The organism is Paenibacillus sp. PK1-4R (assembly GCF_030369595.1).
Classification (GTDB): domain Bacteria; phylum Bacillota; class Bacilli; order Paenibacillales; family Paenibacillaceae; genus Paenibacillus.
On the sequence record NZ_CP126535.1, the window covers coordinates 3,185,338 to 3,201,369 of the forward strand.

Annotated in this window: 13 protein-coding genes; 8 read left to right on the forward strand and 5 right to left on the reverse strand. The window is 44.5% G+C overall.

All coding sequences use genetic code 11. The features are described from left to right. Nucleotides 1-5 precede the first annotated feature (5 nt). Entirely contained in the window at nucleotides 6-1,280 is a 1,275-nt protein-coding gene (locus QNO02_RS13940; protein WP_289392461.1) for a stalk domain-containing protein, read from the reverse strand. Between the two features lie 184 nt (nucleotides 1,281-1,464). Here QNO02_RS13940 and QNO02_RS13945 point away from each other — a divergent pair, with 184 nt between their 5' ends. Together QNO02_RS13945 and QNO02_RS13950 are read left to right on the forward strand one after the other, a co-directional pair. After that, complete coding sequence (locus tag QNO02_RS13945) at nucleotides 1,465-1,833, forward strand: hypothetical protein (RefSeq protein ID WP_289392462.1); 369 nt, start codon at nucleotides 1,465-1,467, stop codon at nucleotides 1,831-1,833. Nucleotides 1,834-1,851: 18 nt separating this feature from the next. After that, on the forward strand, nucleotides 1,852-3,084 hold the full coding sequence (locus QNO02_RS13950) for a sialidase family protein (RefSeq protein WP_289392463.1): 1,233 nt from the start codon (nucleotides 1,852-1,854) through the stop codon (nucleotides 3,082-3,084). An 81-nt stretch (nucleotides 3,085-3,165) separates the two neighbouring features. On the opposite strand, the gene QNO02_RS13955 is transcribed toward QNO02_RS13950, so the two are convergent. Together QNO02_RS13955 and QNO02_RS13960 are read right to left on the reverse strand one after the other, a co-directional pair. Further along, a complete protein-coding gene (locus tag QNO02_RS13955) occupies nucleotides 3,166-3,591 on the reverse strand; it encodes a hypothetical protein (RefSeq protein ID WP_289392464.1) in 426 nt (141 codons plus the stop codon). 46 nt (nucleotides 3,592-3,637) lie between these two features. Beyond that, nucleotides 3,638-4,870 carry a GAF domain-containing sensor histidine kinase gene (locus QNO02_RS13960; RefSeq protein ID WP_289392466.1) on the reverse strand — a complete coding sequence of 411 codons (1,233 nt, stop codon included), beginning with the start codon at nucleotides 4,868-4,870 and terminating at the stop codon, nucleotides 3,638-3,640. Nucleotides 4,871-5,033: 163 nt separating this feature from the next. Here QNO02_RS13960 and QNO02_RS13965 point away from each other — a divergent pair, with 163 nt between their 5' ends. The 6 genes from QNO02_RS13965 (at nucleotide 5,034) to QNO02_RS13990 (ending at nucleotide 13,632) form a co-directional block, all read left to right on the forward strand. Continuing rightward, nucleotides 5,034-5,342, forward strand: a complete 309-nt coding sequence (locus QNO02_RS13965; protein ID WP_249910769.1) for a hypothetical protein — start codon at nucleotides 5,034-5,036, stop codon at nucleotides 5,340-5,342. A gap of 186 nt (nucleotides 5,343-5,528) precedes the next feature. Continuing rightward, a complete protein-coding gene (locus QNO02_RS13970) occupies nucleotides 5,529-6,101 on the forward strand; it encodes an esterase/lipase family protein (protein WP_249911798.1) in 573 nt (190 codons plus the stop codon). Between the two features lie 260 nt (nucleotides 6,102-6,361). After that, a complete protein-coding gene (locus tag QNO02_RS13975; RefSeq protein WP_289392467.1) occupies nucleotides 6,362-8,536 on the forward strand; it encodes a stalk domain-containing protein in 2,175 nt (724 codons plus the stop codon). 158 nt (nucleotides 8,537-8,694) lie between these two features. Beyond that, nucleotides 8,695-9,693, forward strand: a complete 999-nt coding sequence (locus QNO02_RS13980) for an AraC family transcriptional regulator (RefSeq protein ID WP_289392468.1) — start codon at nucleotides 8,695-8,697, stop codon at nucleotides 9,691-9,693. A gap of 130 nt (nucleotides 9,694-9,823) precedes the next feature. Beyond that, nucleotides 9,824-10,618 carry an SDR family NAD(P)-dependent oxidoreductase gene (locus QNO02_RS13985; RefSeq protein ID WP_289392469.1) on the forward strand — a complete coding sequence of 265 codons (795 nt, stop codon included), beginning with the start codon at nucleotides 9,824-9,826 and terminating at the stop codon, nucleotides 10,616-10,618. Between the two features lie 188 nt (nucleotides 10,619-10,806). Beyond that, nucleotides 10,807-13,632, forward strand: a complete 2,826-nt coding sequence (locus QNO02_RS13990) for a DUF8487 domain-containing protein (RefSeq protein WP_289392470.1) — start codon at nucleotides 10,807-10,809, stop codon at nucleotides 13,630-13,632. A gap of 99 nt (nucleotides 13,633-13,731) precedes the next feature. Here the strand turns inward: QNO02_RS13990 and QNO02_RS13995 are convergent, their stop codons facing one another. Next, on the reverse strand, nucleotides 13,732-15,105 hold the full coding sequence (locus QNO02_RS13995; RefSeq protein WP_289392471.1) for a sugar phosphate nucleotidyltransferase: 1,374 nt from the start codon (nucleotides 15,103-15,105) through the stop codon (nucleotides 13,732-13,734). A 17-nt stretch (nucleotides 15,106-15,122) separates the two neighbouring features. Next, nucleotides 15,123-15,932 (reverse strand): DUF6492 family protein, encoded by an 810-nt coding sequence (locus QNO02_RS14000; protein ID WP_289392472.1) that lies wholly within the window; start codon nucleotides 15,930-15,932, stop codon nucleotides 15,123-15,125. Nucleotides 15,933-16,032: the final 100 nt, after the last annotated feature.

Genomic DNA, 16,032 nt, shown 5'->3' on the forward strand with positions numbered 1-16,032 from the left:
AATGTTTACTCTTTGATCACAGAAGCGTTCATGGCATCTTCCATCTTGGTATTGTAGGAACGGAACAGACCCAGACGCCAGAATGCTGCTCCTTTGAGGTCATAACGTTTGGCAAGACCGAGCTTGTCATCTACAGAGGAGGGCGTTTCACTGCTTAGACTGATACCGAGCAGAAGCTTGCTCTTTGGGACACCGGCCTGTATGGCTAATTGAATTGCCTGATCTACAAGACTATTTGGCTCAGGTACCTGAGATTTGGTGCCAACCGGATTATACTGATAGGCCATAATAATAAGATCATCTGCAATAGAGGCAAGTGTTTTGTAATCATAACCTTTATAAGCACTATTTAGCGGCGGTACCGCCAGAGATAAAGCTGTGTCCTGGGGCAAGGAACTCTTTAGTTGCTTCACGTAGGCATTGAGCAGCTTCTGTTGTTCTACCACATCCAGTTTAAAGCCCAGTCCTTCAAAATCCAAAACAACTCCGCCAAAACCTTGCTCTGTGACAGCAGCAGTTATACCTTCAATCGATTTCTGCCGCAGGCTCTTGTCGCTCAGAACTTTGGTCAGTTCTCCGTTTCCATCCAAGGCATACACCATGAGCTGTGGTTGGATCTGTTGATCTGCTGCATCAGCAACGATGGACTGCGGTGTAATATCACCCGCAGCAGCAGGGAGGCGGTACTCATCTCCTTGGAGCGTAAACTGACCTTCACGATCAATGCGGCTCCAGCCAAAGGCTACGGAATTCATGGAAGTAATAAGGTCCTTTTCTTGAAAGGATTGCAACGCATAAAAGGCTCTCAGGTGCATCTCGCGTTGTGGGGAGACAAGGGAGATCGTCTTGGTTGCTTGATTCCAGCTTACTTGTACACCGAATTGGTTACTGAACGAACTTAGTGGAATAAGTACGCGTCCCTCCCGCTGAACGGGTGCTGCTGCGAGTGTAACTTTTTTTCCATTTACGGTCGCTGTGGTGCTGCCAACTTGTAATAGTACCTCGGTAGTTTGTCCTTTCACAGTGTTCGTTGCTCTTACAGTCTGTGATTTGCTGTTCCAGGTAATATTGATACCAAGGGCTTGTCCGACCGTCCGAAATGGAACATAAGTGACACCCTTATCAACTCGTGGAGCTGCATCAAACTTCAGGGGAACATCATCCAAGTGTACTGAAATGGCCGGGGCAGCATAGGCCCCACCGATATTGGGAGTACTTCCAAGGATAGAGAGAGCAATTACAGTAACCGCGGCGATTTTTCCTACACGTTTAATGAACATTGTACATTTCCTCCAACTTCCTACATAAGTAGTAGAATCATGTTTTGAACTGAATCTATTAATCTAGCATATGTAGCATAACAAAATTTTCATATGGTTCCAATATAAGAGTTGGGTATTTTAGTCATACTGGCAGCAAGAATCGTAATATACTTTACTATATATTGCGGAAGGAGTGTGCTTTTTGCCAAACTCTACGGGCTTCATTTACAATCCAACATCGGGTGAGACCCAATCCACTCAGCTCATAGTGACTTGCATTAATGATTCCCTTAATGCTCCTGTCAGTATTGAGCTGGAAATTTTCAGATGGGACACCACCCAAGCTGCACGCATACCCATTGGTCATGATCTTTTTGAATTACTTCCCCAAGCGACGAGAAGCTTAATCTATCCACTGATCAATGCGGCGTTTTACGAGGTGCAAAGTGATTATTTTAGTGCTACAAGTACGATCATCCATGTATACGGTGTTAATTCTACAGGTCAGATCATCCAGCGTGTGCTTCAATCGGAGATGACATTAATTGACCGATTCACAAATATCCCTTAAAGGAATCGAGGTGAGCAGATGGTAGTTGTGAATATTACCGGGGCTTTGGCAGGCAGTCAATTTGAACCCTCAATTGCAGTTAATACGCTTAACCCGAATATCATGTGCGTGGTAGCTGTGGATACCAGTACCGGGCCAACATTGACTGGTTTCTATCGTTCCATTAATGGAGGCAGTACTTGGTCCACCACTGTACTTCCACAACCAGCAGGATATGCAGGGGCAGAAGCACCAACAATAGACTATACGTTTCCGAATACCTTTATCGTTACCGTTCACTTGTTTAACGGGATTAATGATGGGACGATTGCAAGTTACACCTCATTTGACGATGGACTAACGTGGCAGCCACCAGTTATCGTGCAGGCGGGTTTCGGGACCATTGTTCATAATGATGAGCCTTTCATTGCCGTAGACCGTTCTCCAGGTAGCCCATATCGAGGCAATGCATATGTCGGATATACTCCGCTTGCGACGACTTCTTCCGCTATATTTACGCAAAGGTCTGTCTCTCAGGGGATATCCTGGGAGCCACCTGATCGGCAGTCGAATCCGCGAGGAATACATGACCGGGCTGCGCTGGCTGTTGGATTCTCTGGTCAAGTCTATGCAGGATATATCATTACGGGTCCTGCCAGTCCCTCTGCACTATTGCGTATTTCGTATGATGGGGGAATTACCTATCAACCTCCTCTTGAGAGACAGGCAACGTTTATTTCATCCGTTGTACCGGCACCTTCGCCTTTGCCTGTACCGAATTATGCTTTTCGAGTGCAGACCAACTTAAATTTGGGAGCGGATATATCAAGTGGACCTAATAGCGGAACTCTATATGCCGTTTGGAATGATGCACGTGCCGGATATACCGATGTATTACTCAGTGAATCTCCTGATGGCCTCCTGTGGTCAGATCCTATCAGTATTACAGGCGCGCCACCAGGTACCCAGAATTTTTTTCCGTCGATAAGCGTATCACCCTTTGCGGGGACGATCAGGGTGATTTATTATTCCAATCGAATTGACGGGTTTCTGCTGGACGTGTTTGTTGCGGAATCATTTGATGGCGGGGCCAGCTTTGCCAATCGACGTATCACAACTACCTCTTTTAATCCAAACGGCAACTCTCCAATGCCCACAGTATTGATTGGAGACTATATTACTGCGGCGACGGTTGCTCCAGATAATTTGGCAGCCGTCTGGATGGCGACAACGCCACCCACGGGTAAGCTAGATGTTTATTTTGGAAACTAATTCGACTTAAATATAACACCCCCATACTTTAATCCTATGAACAAACAACAGGATAAAGGTATGGGGGTGAAGGCAATAAGCTTAATCTGAAACAATAAATCCATCGAAACTCTCAGGGCCGACACGAACTGTTCCTAACAAGTTAGTGGTGATAAATGCACTGTACGTGATCTGTGGAGTTATCGGGGGATTATAGTCATTGGCAGAGAAAACGATAACTTCGGGGACAAGGAGACCGCTCAGACCGTATGTGAAGTTTGCAGAGTAAACGATCGGATCCGTAGCCACTGTCCCTCTAACAATAGTAATTCTTACTTGAAAAAGGGCGAGCGGTAATTGCACAGTAATGGTTCCTTTTAACGAAACCCTTGGATTGGGTCCAGCTCCAGCCGTTAGCAGACCAATCTGGGCGAATAACTGAGGCGTGTTAATCACTGGAATCGGTATGGAGATGGAATTAAACAAGGCGGCATTCTGTGATGATCTTGCATCTAGAAATTGCGTCAATGTATATACCTCCTATCTTTTTGAGATAGAATAATATATTCATCATTCAGATTTTCGCATGGACGGAGGGTGCAGCGCTGGAAAAATTAAAGACAAACTGACTGCCCAAATCACTGGATTCTTTAAGCCATACAACGCCACCCATTAATTCTGCGAGTTGTTTACAGATGGACAGGCCCAGCCCTGCTCCGCCATATTTTCCTGAATTACCATGAATCTGGGAGTAGGATTTGAACAACAGATCCTGACGATCCTGTGGGATGCCAATGCCCGTATCCTTTATTTCGTAGGATGCATGGAGAGTACCTTCTGTATCAGCAGATACCTCAGTAGAGATACATACTTCACCTTTCTCCGTAAATTTAAGTGCATTCCCAACGAGATTGATTAAAATCTGACGAACTTTGTGCTGATCGCCCATAAGCATCAGATGATCATTAATACTATATTCTGCGAACAACCTAATTCCTTTTTTCTGTGCTTCAGAAGAGAATAATTGTAATACATGTTCAACTGTTTCAGTGACACTATAGGGTTTGATCTCCAGAGAGATCGCACCAGCTTCTGCTTTGGAGTAGTCCAGAATTTGATCCATCATCGACAGAAGGCTGGCGCCACTTGACTCAATGACATTAACATATAACGATTGATCCTCACTCAGCCTGGTCGATTGCAACAGATTGGCCATTGCAAGAACGCCATTCATTGGCGTCCGGATTTCGTGGCTGAGAACGGCCAGCAAATTTTTCTTTTCTTCAAGCACTTTTGCAGCGGTCTCTTCCGCCTGTTTTAACTGTTGCAGAGTTGTTTCCATCTCAAGAAGACTCGTGAAAAATGAAGATAAGGAGAGAAGCAGATCCACGTCCTTTTGTTGATAGGAATAGAAATCCTGATCAAATGAGCAAAGGGAGCCGTAAATTTCTCCGTTTTCATTATGTATGGGCACACCGACAAATGAGCAGCCACCTACAAATTCGGTTGCGTCCATATGTCTGGTTAATGGATGTGTCAGATTATTATTGATTACTAACGGGCCTTGGGAATGTTCAGTCACAAGTGCACAGTATGACTCGGCGTTATCAACGACCAGCCCCTCACCCAGAATTAGTTTGTCACGATTATATACGTTCAGAACCTTGGTGGATAAATGATCCAACTGGGCAATACAAAACGTATTTGCAGGAATTAACCTGCTTGCTGTATCCATAACATTAGCAGCCGAATCATATAATTTATGTGAGACTATGGATAGTACATCAATGAATTCTGTTTTCAACATATTGATTTGACTCCTCCTGATTGTAGAAATTCGTTGTGCACTGTATTCAGTATATATGAATTCGAAGAATCGAGCATGTATGGTTTTGACAGTGGAAGACGGAAATGAGAAAATATAATGCTGTGCAACATGTATATATTAATAAAGTTTTGGAGGCAAATCAATGAATCAGCGTTTTCGAATTACCCGATCCATGCAAGAAAGCAATGCGGAACAATCCATCTCACTGGAAGAGTGCAAACTCTACTTCGAATCCCAACCCGATTTTACCTATTCACCGGTTCTTAACATAGTCGGAGCAGAGAGCACCATGACCATCGAGGGGGACTTTTTTATGTGGGACCTTGAGGGTGCACAGATTGCTTTTCGTTTGTATATGGGGGATCTTTATGTAGCTATTTCTAACGAAGCTATTGTACCCAAAATGATTGAGATTGCAACGGAACTACGTGCAGATATCGTTGAAGGATAAGAAGTAGAGAACTAATGTTTGATAAAATGTAATGATGTTAGTTGTAGTATAGTTTAGACATTCCTGTAAAAATGGGACTAAAGATTCATTTATATTCCATATGTTAGATTGTAATATATGGAATATAAAACATTTTACAGGAGAGTGAATGAAGTGAAAAAGACCAAATTAATACTTGTTGTATTCATGAGTATGATCCTTGCCTTATCAATAACTGGAATAGGATCAAGTTCAAAGGCTTCTGCAGCTACGGCACGTACACCCATTGTATTGGTACATGGATTGACCGGTTCAGATAGCAATTTTACAGCAATTGAGAGTTATTTGCGTAGCCAAGGGTGGACAAGAGACGAATTATTCGCGATTGACCTTCCTAGCAAACAAGGAAACCAGCTGTTGAACTCCGCAGCAATTAGTCGATTCGTAGATGATGTTCTAAACCAAACGGGTCACACGAAAGTGAATATTATAGCTCATAGCATGGGTGGAGCTAATAGTCTCTATTACATACTTAACCGTGGAGGCGCTTCCAAAGTGGACAAGTTGATTACCCTTGGCGGGGCTAATCGATTGACCACAACGACAGCTCCGAGTGGAATAAAGGTGACTTCGATCTATTCCACCAGTGACACGATTGTGTCCCCGGTACTTTCCCGGTTGAACGGGGCGAACAACGTTTCGGTTTCCCTCGTATCCCATATCGGTCTGCTGTTTAACTCAAGAGTGAATGCCCTGATCAAAACTGCGTTGAACGAGTAGCTCTGAACATACAAAATGTGCATTCTTTCATACTATATTAATGATTGACTTGAACACGACTGGCCATTTATGGGCAGTCGTGTTTTCGTATTACCCGGAACTTTAATGAAGTCCTGTTCCCAGCGTTCCACTCGAACTCCATGATCATCCGATATATGTAAATAAAAACAATATAATACCAGAGGAAGTATAGGAAGAATTACTGTAAACTGTCAAAGGCAACAGCCTATCATCTGACATCATGAGGAGACAGCAAGAATATGATGAAACGCACACTTGTTTTAATGTTAACTATTATTTTGGGTTTATCATGTACACCTGTTACAGGGTACGCTGAAGAAGATTCATTTGATTTTAACGCCACATTCCAAGGGGCTATCATTCTCTCGGTTGGCAGCCCAAACGCAGTCGTTGATAATACGGACACGTTGATTGACCAAACCAATTTTAATATCGTTCCTCTGGTTAAAAATAACCGGACACTGCTGCCTCTGCGTTTCATAAGCGAGAGTCTGGGAGCACAAGTGGCATGGGACTCGAAAACGTCCACAGCTACCATTAAAGCCACAGGTAAATCCATCAAAGTGACATTAGGTAGCAGCAAGATGTTCATTAACGGTAAATCTTTTGCATTGGACGCTCCGGCACAATACAAAGAAGGCAGAGTGTTCATCCCGTTAAGGGCCGTAAGCGAAGCGTTTGGTAAAAAGGTGTTTTTTGACCGCGGCATTATCGTCGTAAGTAATACCACTATTCTTAATGCAAAACGGGATAGGGAAATCGTTGAATACTTAAAGTTTGTACTTGCTCCTTATTCGAAAGATCCATACACAGGTAAAACATTGTCCACAGAACAAGTTGCCCGTCTGGAACAGAGTGTAGTCATGCTTGAGTCGTATGACAAGGATGATAATTATCTCGGATTCGGTAGTGCCATATCGATCGGATACGGATTATTTTTAACCAATTATCACGTCATTGCTGATTCCAGCAGTTATATGATCCAGACGAGTCAGGACCAATATTATGAAGTACAAGGAGTCGTTGCAGCGGATGAGAATCTCGATTTGGCCATAGTCAAAACATCAATGCGTACGAATATTCCTCCACTCCATGTAGGACTAACGACTAAAATTACTACAGGGCAGCCTGTAGTAGCTATAGGTAATCCTGAAGGACTTCAAAACACGATTTCGACAGGGATCATTAGTGGTATCCGAAACTACGGAGGTGAGAGGCTAATACAGACTACGGCTCCCATCACCAATGGCAGTTCCGGGGGACCATTGCTTAATATGAAAGGTGAAGTCATTGGGGTAAATACAATGGGTATAGAAAAAGGGGATTTGAACTTTGCTATTCCAATTGATTATGCATCCCGTTGGATCAAGAAATACACGGCATTATCCTTTTCGTCTATTCCTGTGCTTAACCAAGATCAATTCAGGGAAACAGCAGTGACGGAACAAGATCCAACTGTAGAACAGCCATCAACTGTTAGCCAGAATGTTCATCTGATGGGGCGAACGGTTCGTGGAGCCACTTTAGATCCGGCTCAATCCGTTATCTTTGCAATTGATGAAAATCAATCGACTATTTTTGCTTATCGTTACGCCGACAACAAGGTTCTGGGAGAGTCCACTGCGTTCAGTACTCCTCCAAGAAAGCTTCTGTATGCAAATGGTGAGATCTATGTCATCTTCAGCAATGCTGATTACAGTTCATACCGCTTTGAAGAGCAGCAGGGAGGACAGATCGTTGTACTTGAAGCAGACACGCTTAAAATCAAAGATCAGTGGGATACCCGTATCGATCCATATGAAATTGAGGTAGATCATTCCGGTCATGTCTACGTTAATTCGGGCTCCGGGCAATGGACCTCTATCATTAGTTATGACCGGGCGACAAAGAAGGAAATCTCCAGTGCAACCATACGACAAGGAAGTCATATGGTCCTGCATCCATCGGAAGATCGGATCTATGCTGTTGACTCCGACACTTCGCCAAGAGATATTGAGATGTTTCGGTTAATGGATGGCAAGTTTAGTAGCAACCAAGATTCTCCTTATCACGGTGAATACAAGTTCTCAACGGTTATTGGCATGACACCTGATGGTAAGTATGTATTAAACGGAGCCGGAACAGTTTTGTCCGCTACCAATAACTCTGCAAGTAATATGCAATATGCGACTGCAATCGATCTGTTTGACTATGTAGCTGTACATTCAGCGCATAAGGAAATCTTTTTCACAGGAAAAGATCGCATGATTAAACAGTATGATACGGAAACACTTAAAGTGACAGGTACACTAACGACCAAAGGAACCATCCTAAAGCTGTTCATGTCAGATAAACAACTGATTGCAATCACCAAAATAACCTTACCTGGCAATCCTCTGCCGCAATATGCGATTGAGACGGTTAAAGATTTCTAGAAGAGTAGAAGAGGTCCCTGCTGAACAGCAAGGGCCTCTTCAATTTATTTTATTGTAATGGAAAATGGCTCGCTGAGGTAAGATTCAAAAATAGATACATCCGTTCTATAATTAGACATCAGAATTAAAAATGGAACAAGCTAAAGGAGTCTGTAGGCATGCAACCTCAACCGAATGATCGAATTAAGGTTCATCCAGGCTTTTGGGCTGGATTACATCAATTAGGGATTGGTACTGACGATATCGCTGGCGCAGCACAACTTTCTCTTGAGACAATAAATAAACCTGTAGTGACCCAATCTCAATACTTCGCAATCTGGCAGGCCTACTCTGATCTCAATGGGGACACCGCCGATGGCATCATCAAACTTGCAACCGGATATGAAGTATCGAAGTATCCTCCGCCTGTACTGGCGATGTACCATGCTCGTGATTACCGTGATGCGTTGAATCGCATGGTGCGTTACAAGCAAATGTGTCCTCCCGAGAGTTTGCAGATTACCGAAGCAGGTGAGGAATGTATCATTGAACTCGAATGGTTACATAAGGAGCAACAAGGTCCGCCATTACTGGTCGGTATTACGCTGGCATTTCTGATCGAACTTGGACGGAGGGGCACAGGACAGCCTTTGACTGCAAAAAGGGTTGAATTTTCGCAGCCAATGGGTAACTCAGACACCCTTGGAGCTTACTTCGGTTGCCCAGTCGATACGAATTCCAACTATAATCGGCTGACGCTGGAACGGAAAGATCTGAGTCTTCCATTTCTATCGTATAACGAGGAGTTACTGGAGATTCTGACCCCGGCTCTGGATCGGGCGCTGGACGAACAAGAGAGCAATCGTTCCGTTACTGAAGTGGTCAAATGGATCATGAAACGCAACCTCACAGGAAAGCGCCCTGACATCCAGACGGTAGCCAAAGAGCTTCGCATGAGTGATCGTACTTTGCAGCGGCGATTGACGGAGGAGAGCACAAACTTCAAGCAATTATTAACCGAGGCCAGACGTGAGCAGGCCCGAGAGTACCTTGCAGATCCTTCACTTGATATCAAAGAAGTGGCATTCCTGGTGGGATATGAAGATCAGAATTCGTTCTATCGTGCTTTCAAGACCTGGGAAGGGGATACACCTTCTAATTGGCGTGTCAGGCAATAACTCTGGCGCAAGCTGCTAGTTACTAGACCCTTCAGATTGCGTAATATTGTATCTATCCGGTGTATGAAGCTGTTGGCAATGTTCAAGAAATAGCCGCCGGATAGTTGTAATCAAGAAGGAGAAATGCAGGATGGATATGGGACTAAAAGAGAAAACAGCCTTAGTTACAGGATCAACAAAAGGAATCGGTAAAGCGATTGCTATAGAACTCGCCCGAGAAGGAGTTCATGTTCTAATTAATGGACGTAATGATGAAGAGGTAGAACGAACAGTTCGTGAAATCAAGTCCACTTTTCCGGAGACCTCTCCGCAAAAGGCTACCGCTAATCTTGTGGATCTGGCGCAACGCCAAGCTTTATTCGAGAAATTTCCTGAAGTTGATATATTAATCAATAGCATGGGTATATATGAAATCATGAGTTATGAAGACATAAATGATGAAGTGTGGGAGAAATATTTCCGTATTAATGTACTTGCTGCCAATGGCTTATCCCAATTTTATTTACCTAAAATGGTGAAGAACAATGACGGGCGTATTATTTTCATCGCAAGTGAAGAAGCCCTTATGCCTTCAGGCCAGATGCCCCAGTATTGCATGACCAAGTCAATGCTGCTGTCATTATCCAAAAGTTTGTCCAAACTGACAGCAGGGACCGAGGTTACGATCAATACGATCCTGCCAGGTCCAACACTGTCCGAAAACGTACAAAAAATCATTGAGGGCATATACCCTGATGAAACGTTGAATTTCAAGGAAAAAGAGAAAGACTTTATGAAGAGTAATCTGCCACAGTCTGAATTACAGCGATTCATCAAGCCATGTGAAATAGGCAGACTCGCAGCTTTTGTATGCAGCCCATATGCTTCAGCCTTCAGAGGCTCTCCCATCCGGATGGACGGGGGCATGGTTCCCACCATATTTTAAAATTGTTCAGGATACAGGATATGTATCCATAAGATGTCGCCAGCATTGGCGACTTTTTTATTTGTAAATGATCTATGCGAGGGGCGTCAATCGAGTTTATAATACAGGTATGATTTATCGAAAACGATTTCTGTTCATTGGAAGCGATTACTTTTATCCATTATATGAATTTAAAAGGGGACACTATCATGATAGCTGCAATAAATCTGGAAGGCATATGGAAACTCCAACTCGATGAACATAAGGTGGAACGTGGTCTGAATTTCTCAGACGTTATTACATTGCCAAATACTACATCCCATGCGGCCAAGGGCAAGAAAAACGAGAAAGTGTTAATCGGTGCGCTGACGGATGAGTACTTATTTGAGGGTTATGCCTGGTTTTCACGAGAGATTGAAATTCCCGAACACTTGGCTGGCAAACGTTGCTTCTTGCATTTGGAACGAACAAGAGTAACCACAGTTTGGATCGATGGGGTGGAGTGCGGAACACAAAACAGTCTGAACACACCTCACCGTTACGAGATTGAGGCAGGGCTAACCGCTGGGACTCATACAATTACCATTCGAGTGGACAATACCAATTATCCAACCAAAGGTGGTCACCTTACATCCGAAGACACGCAGACGAATTGGAACGGCATCACCGGGAAATTGGAACTTCAATTTTTCGAGCGTGTTTTCCTGGATAATGTTCAGGTCTATCCCGATCTTGCGACTCGATCTTTCGAGATCAAGGCAGCACTTGTTGGTGACCTGCAAGGAGTGCAAACCGTGGTGTCAGCTGTTGCTGTCAGTGCAGACCCGGTGTATACGACGGAGGAGCAGACATTCATACCGGATTCGCATGAGATCCACCTGACATACACGATTGGCGAGGATGCTATGTTATGGAGTGATGATGAACCTAACCTGTATCAACTTCACATTTGTCTGCAAGACCAGAACGGCGAAGTGCTGGATTCCACTGAAGTATGGACAGGCCTGCGGGAATTCAGGGCTGCCGGAGACAAATTCACCATTAATGGTCGCAAAACGTTTCTTCGAGGCAAACATGACGGGCTGATCTTTCCGCTCACGGGATACGCGCCAACAGATGTGGATGAATGGGTTCGCATTCTCGCTATCTCCAAGTCCTACGGTATCAATCACTACCGTTTCCATACCTGTTGTCCTCCGGAGGCTGCTTTTATTGCAGCGGATCTGCTCGGCATCTACATGGAGCCTGAGCTTCCGTTCTGGGGAACCATTACGGATGAATCTTCGGATGGACATAATCAAGCCGAGCAGGATTACTTGATTAGCGAAGGATTTGCGATGCTGCGTGCTTTTGGTAATCATCCTTCGTTTGTCATGATGTCCATGGGGAATGAACTATGGGGAAGCAAGGACAGATTGAATTCGATCCTGAAGGCATACAAAGCATATGATCATCGTCATCTATACACCGAAGGTTCGAATAACTTTCAGTTTGTGCCGGACATTCTGGAGGAAAGTGAATTCTTCTGCGGGGTTCGTTTCTCCAAAGAGCGCCTGTTCAGAGGTTCATATGCGATGTGTGATGCTCCGCTCGGTCACGTGCAGACCGACCTGCCAAATACATTGAAAGATTACGATTCAAACATTGTACCTGAGCAAGGCAGCGATGCTGACCCTTCCGGTCAGACTGGGGACAAAGAGATTCAGATTCAGTATGGGACAGGTTCCAAAACAGTGCAGGCCGAAGCTGGAAGTGACCAACTTGTCTCACACGTACCAATCATCTCGCATGAAATTGGACAGTACGCCACGTTTCCTAATTTCGAGGAGATCTACAAGTATACGGGTTCTCTCAAAGCCAAGAATTTCGAAGTGTTTCGAGAGCGTCTGAATGCTAAAGGACTGGGACATCTGGCGGAAGCATACTTCAGAGCTTCTGGTAAACTCGCGGTCGCATGTTACAAGGAAGAACTGGAAGCTGCTTTTCGTTCGCAGCAACTAGCCGGGTTCCAGCTGCTGGATCTTCAGGATTTCAGTGGTCAGGGAACAGCGCTTGTGGGTGTACTGGACGCATTCATGGATTCCAAAGGCATGATTACACCTGAGGAGTGGAGAACGTTTTGTTCCGACGCTGTGTTGTTGGCGAGATTCCCCAAATATAATTATCAAGCGGGTGAATTGTTCGAAGCACGCATTGAACTAAGTTACTTCCGGAGACAAGCATTGGATGGACTTCAATTGAAGTGGGAAATTCAAAGCGAGCAGATCGAAGGAAGCGTCCTATTGGAAGGGAAAGCAGACCTGCCAGCGACCCATGGAGAACATTATGTGAATATCGCGGATCTCAGCATTCGCATTCCTGAAGTCTCCAATATGACCAAAGTGGAGCTTAGACTGTCCATTCCAGGCACGGATATCCGTAAGTCTTACGACCTGTGGATCTACCCGAGTCAACTGGACGTGGAATTGACCGGATTAAATCTCTTTACCGAACTCTCCGAAGCGGCGCTGGTGTTGCTAGAGCAGGGAGAGGATATCATGCTTTTCCCAAATCCCGACCAGATTCAACATGCGATTCAAGGTTTCTATAGCACCGATTTCTGGTCTTACCCTATGTTCCGATCCATCTCGGAGAATATGAAAAGAGAAGTTCCTGTGGGCACAATGGGCTTGTTAATTCAACAGGATCATCCGGCCTTCGAACATTTTGTCACAGAGGAGCACTCAACTTATCCGTGGTGGAGCATCGTATCCGAGTCGTCATCGATCATCTTGGATGAGTTGGATAAAGACTTGAATCCGATCGTGCAGACCATTGACAATTTTGAGCGAAACCACAAGCTCGGCCTGTTGATGGAGTGTCGGGTCCGGAAGGGGAGAGTGCTGATGGGAGCGCTGAATCTGGAGCGTCTGATGACTACATTGGAGGGCAGACAGTTGTTATACAGCTTCCGGCGTTATGTACAGAGTTCCGCTTACCAGCCAGTTGCACGTCTGGAAGTAGAGGAACTTCGCAAGTTGTTAACTAAGATATAGGGAGAAGAAGTGTCAGGTTTCCCTTAATTATGCCAATGAGCCCCTTCCGCGAATGGAAGGGGCTATAAGACACGCAGATTGAATCGGTTTATTCTCCCATTAAGCGTGAAATGAACCTGCACTTTTTAGGATCACATTCCAATCTTCTTCTTCAAAAAGTATGTTGTCTTTATCCTCTGTTACTCCGATCCGGACCTCAAGGATCACCATCCTGGTTTCAGCCAGAATAGAAAAGAGACTCTCCTTGGTAATCGCGAACTGATTGCCCATACTCACTTGCATGACCTTTCCGTTGACGAGCACTTGCCCACTGCCTGCAAGCACGGTCCAAGCTCTACACCCACTTCTATGCCAGTTCAACCCGATATGTTTGCCCGGTAGAACCGTTATGTTTAATGTGGTTACTGTTCTATTCTCATCTTCTAACGTACTTTCAATGACACGATAATTGCCCCAGGTTGCTTCACCATACATCGGTTTTAATGGCAAGTTACCCAATTGCGCTTTAATTTCATTTGAATTATTTTTGTTGGCAATGAGAATGCCATCCGGACTTGCGGCAGCGATAATACCTGGCACGCCAATGACTTGGATGGGGTAGGGAAGCTCGTTAATAATATAGGAATCGGAGGAAGAACCCGAGATTCCACCGTGTCCGATTACATGGGTATCTAACTGTGCGCACAGCGTATCCCAGCTTCCGATATCCTGCCATACTCCTTTATAAGGCAGGACTACGGCCCGCTGTGCCTTTTCTGCAACATGCTTGTCAAAACTGCGTTCAGGCAACGCTTCATACAGGGAGGACAATTGATCATAATGAACCGGCAGCCCCATTTTTTTAATATGGGATATCATAAACGCGACAGTGAATGCGTACACACCGCAGTTCCATAGTGCCCCACGTTGTAGCAGAGTCTCAGCAATGGTGGCTTCGGGTTTTTCTATAAATTGTGTTATGGGCGCATAAGCATTACGTTCTTCCCCACCCGGCAGGATGTATCCATACTGTTCTGAAGCATGTGTAGGCCTTGTCCCAATTAAAGCGATATCGGCTTGAGAATGTTTCAATATATCCGGCAGTAATTGGAAGTTGCTGAAAAAATCTTCACCTGCAAACACATCAGCTGGCGCGATACAGATCACATCGTCATCTTTGGCCATTCGGAAGGATTGCAGATATAACGTTGCTAAGGCCGCCGCAGTAAAAGTGCCTCGTTTATAAGGTTCCCCAATGACTGGTATTTTGCCTTGAGTATGTCGTGCCGTAATATTAGCCTGATCCTGATGTGAAATAATGAGTGTTGAATCCGTTAGGGATGAACTGTCAAGCTGGCGGCATACTCTGCTGATCATGGATTCCCTACCTCCAACGGGTGATGGAAGTATATCTATGAACAGCTTGGAGCGAAGCTCATTGGATAACGGCCAGAGCCTTTTGCCAGAGCCGCCGCACAGCAGTACGATATGCATGGGCTTCCTCCTTAAGCTCAGGGAGCTTTACTATAGATTTTCCGTTTATGAAAGGAAAGAGAACGATATTTAAGAGCCAGCTTGCGGATTTGTTGCTCTTTTAACGAAGAAGCGTTCACATTCAGACTTTTATTCTTGGAACTTCTAAGGACCATGCTGCCTGGGTTTTTCGTATACATAAAATTGGCATACGTTTCATACTCGGAGAAACCAAACTGCTTTTTCTTATTGATATTGGAGATGACCGCTTTGTACCATGGCAGTTTATGAACCGCTTCAATTTTCTGTTTTAAGGCAGCGAGTTTTGATTTATCGAACAGCATATAATGGGTGACAAAAGAGCGGGGGCGCGGAGCTTTCATGCCTAACAACTTGCGGTAGGTATTGAAATATTCCGGCTGGCTCCAGTCACGGCAGTAAAATACTGTTTTGCCTTCTACAAGAAATGAATGAGGTTTAATCAGTACGGTATCTGCATCCATGACTAGAAAGTACTTTGCCTTTACAATGGAATCTCCGTTCATTTTGAGCAGCTGCTGATATAACCAGCCTGACCGATTCCATCGGGAGGACTGGTAGTGTATGTCGTTTTTGGTTATAGGCAGGACGGATCGCTCATTAACAAAAATGCAGTTTTTAAGGGAACAAAGTTTTCTGATTTTGGTGCTGACCGGAGAAACAATATATATGCTTCCAATGGGATGTTTTACATAAAGGCGAATGTTATCAATGACGAGGGGAAGGGTAGCCAAATCTTTCTCGATCGCTGGTATAAGAACATCAATCTTAGGTGCATTATTCAACCGGATTCCAGGCTGGACGGACATCTTCTCACTCCTTGCACAAATCGTGATGACTCAGTATATGGTATGTGTGCAAAAGTGTTTTGGTCAGGGCGTGTGCAAATATACATTTTTACGAATAGGG

Excerpts from the sequence above, each read along its gene's own strand:
- QNO02_RS13990 (WP_289392470.1), top strand. The coding sequence starts at position 10,807 with ATGATAGCTGCAATAAATCTGGAAGGCATATGGAAACTCCAACTCGAT.
- QNO02_RS13940 (WP_289392461.1), bottom strand. The coding sequence starts at position 1,280 with ATGTTCATTAAACGTGTAGGAAAAATCGCCGCGGTTACTGTAATTGCT.
- QNO02_RS13985 (WP_289392469.1), top strand. The coding sequence starts at position 9,824 with ATGGATATGGGACTAAAAGAGAAAACAGCCTTAGTTACAGGATCAACA.
- QNO02_RS13980 (WP_289392468.1), top strand. The coding sequence starts at position 8,695 with ATGCAACCTCAACCGAATGATCGAATTAAGGTTCATCCAGGCTTTTGG.
- QNO02_RS13995 (WP_289392471.1), bottom strand. The coding sequence starts at position 15,105 with ATGCATATCGTACTGCTGTGCGGCGGCTCTGGCAAAAGGCTCTGGCCG.
- QNO02_RS13975 (WP_289392467.1), top strand. The coding sequence starts at position 6,362 with ATGATGAAACGCACACTTGTTTTAATGTTAACTATTATTTTGGGTTTA.
- QNO02_RS13965 (WP_249910769.1), top strand. The coding sequence starts at position 5,034 with ATGAATCAGCGTTTTCGAATTACCCGATCCATGCAAGAAAGCAATGCG.
- QNO02_RS13960 (WP_289392466.1), bottom strand. The coding sequence starts at position 4,870 with ATGTTGAAAACAGAATTCATTGATGTACTATCCATAGTCTCACATAAA.
- QNO02_RS13970 (WP_249911798.1), top strand. The coding sequence starts at position 5,529 with ATGAGTATGATCCTTGCCTTATCAATAACTGGAATAGGATCAAGTTCA.
- QNO02_RS13950 (WP_289392463.1), top strand. The coding sequence starts at position 1,852 with ATGGTAGTTGTGAATATTACCGGGGCTTTGGCAGGCAGTCAATTTGAA.
- QNO02_RS14000 (WP_289392472.1), bottom strand. The coding sequence starts at position 15,932 with ATGTCCGTCCAGCCTGGAATCCGGTTGAATAATGCACCTAAGATTGAT.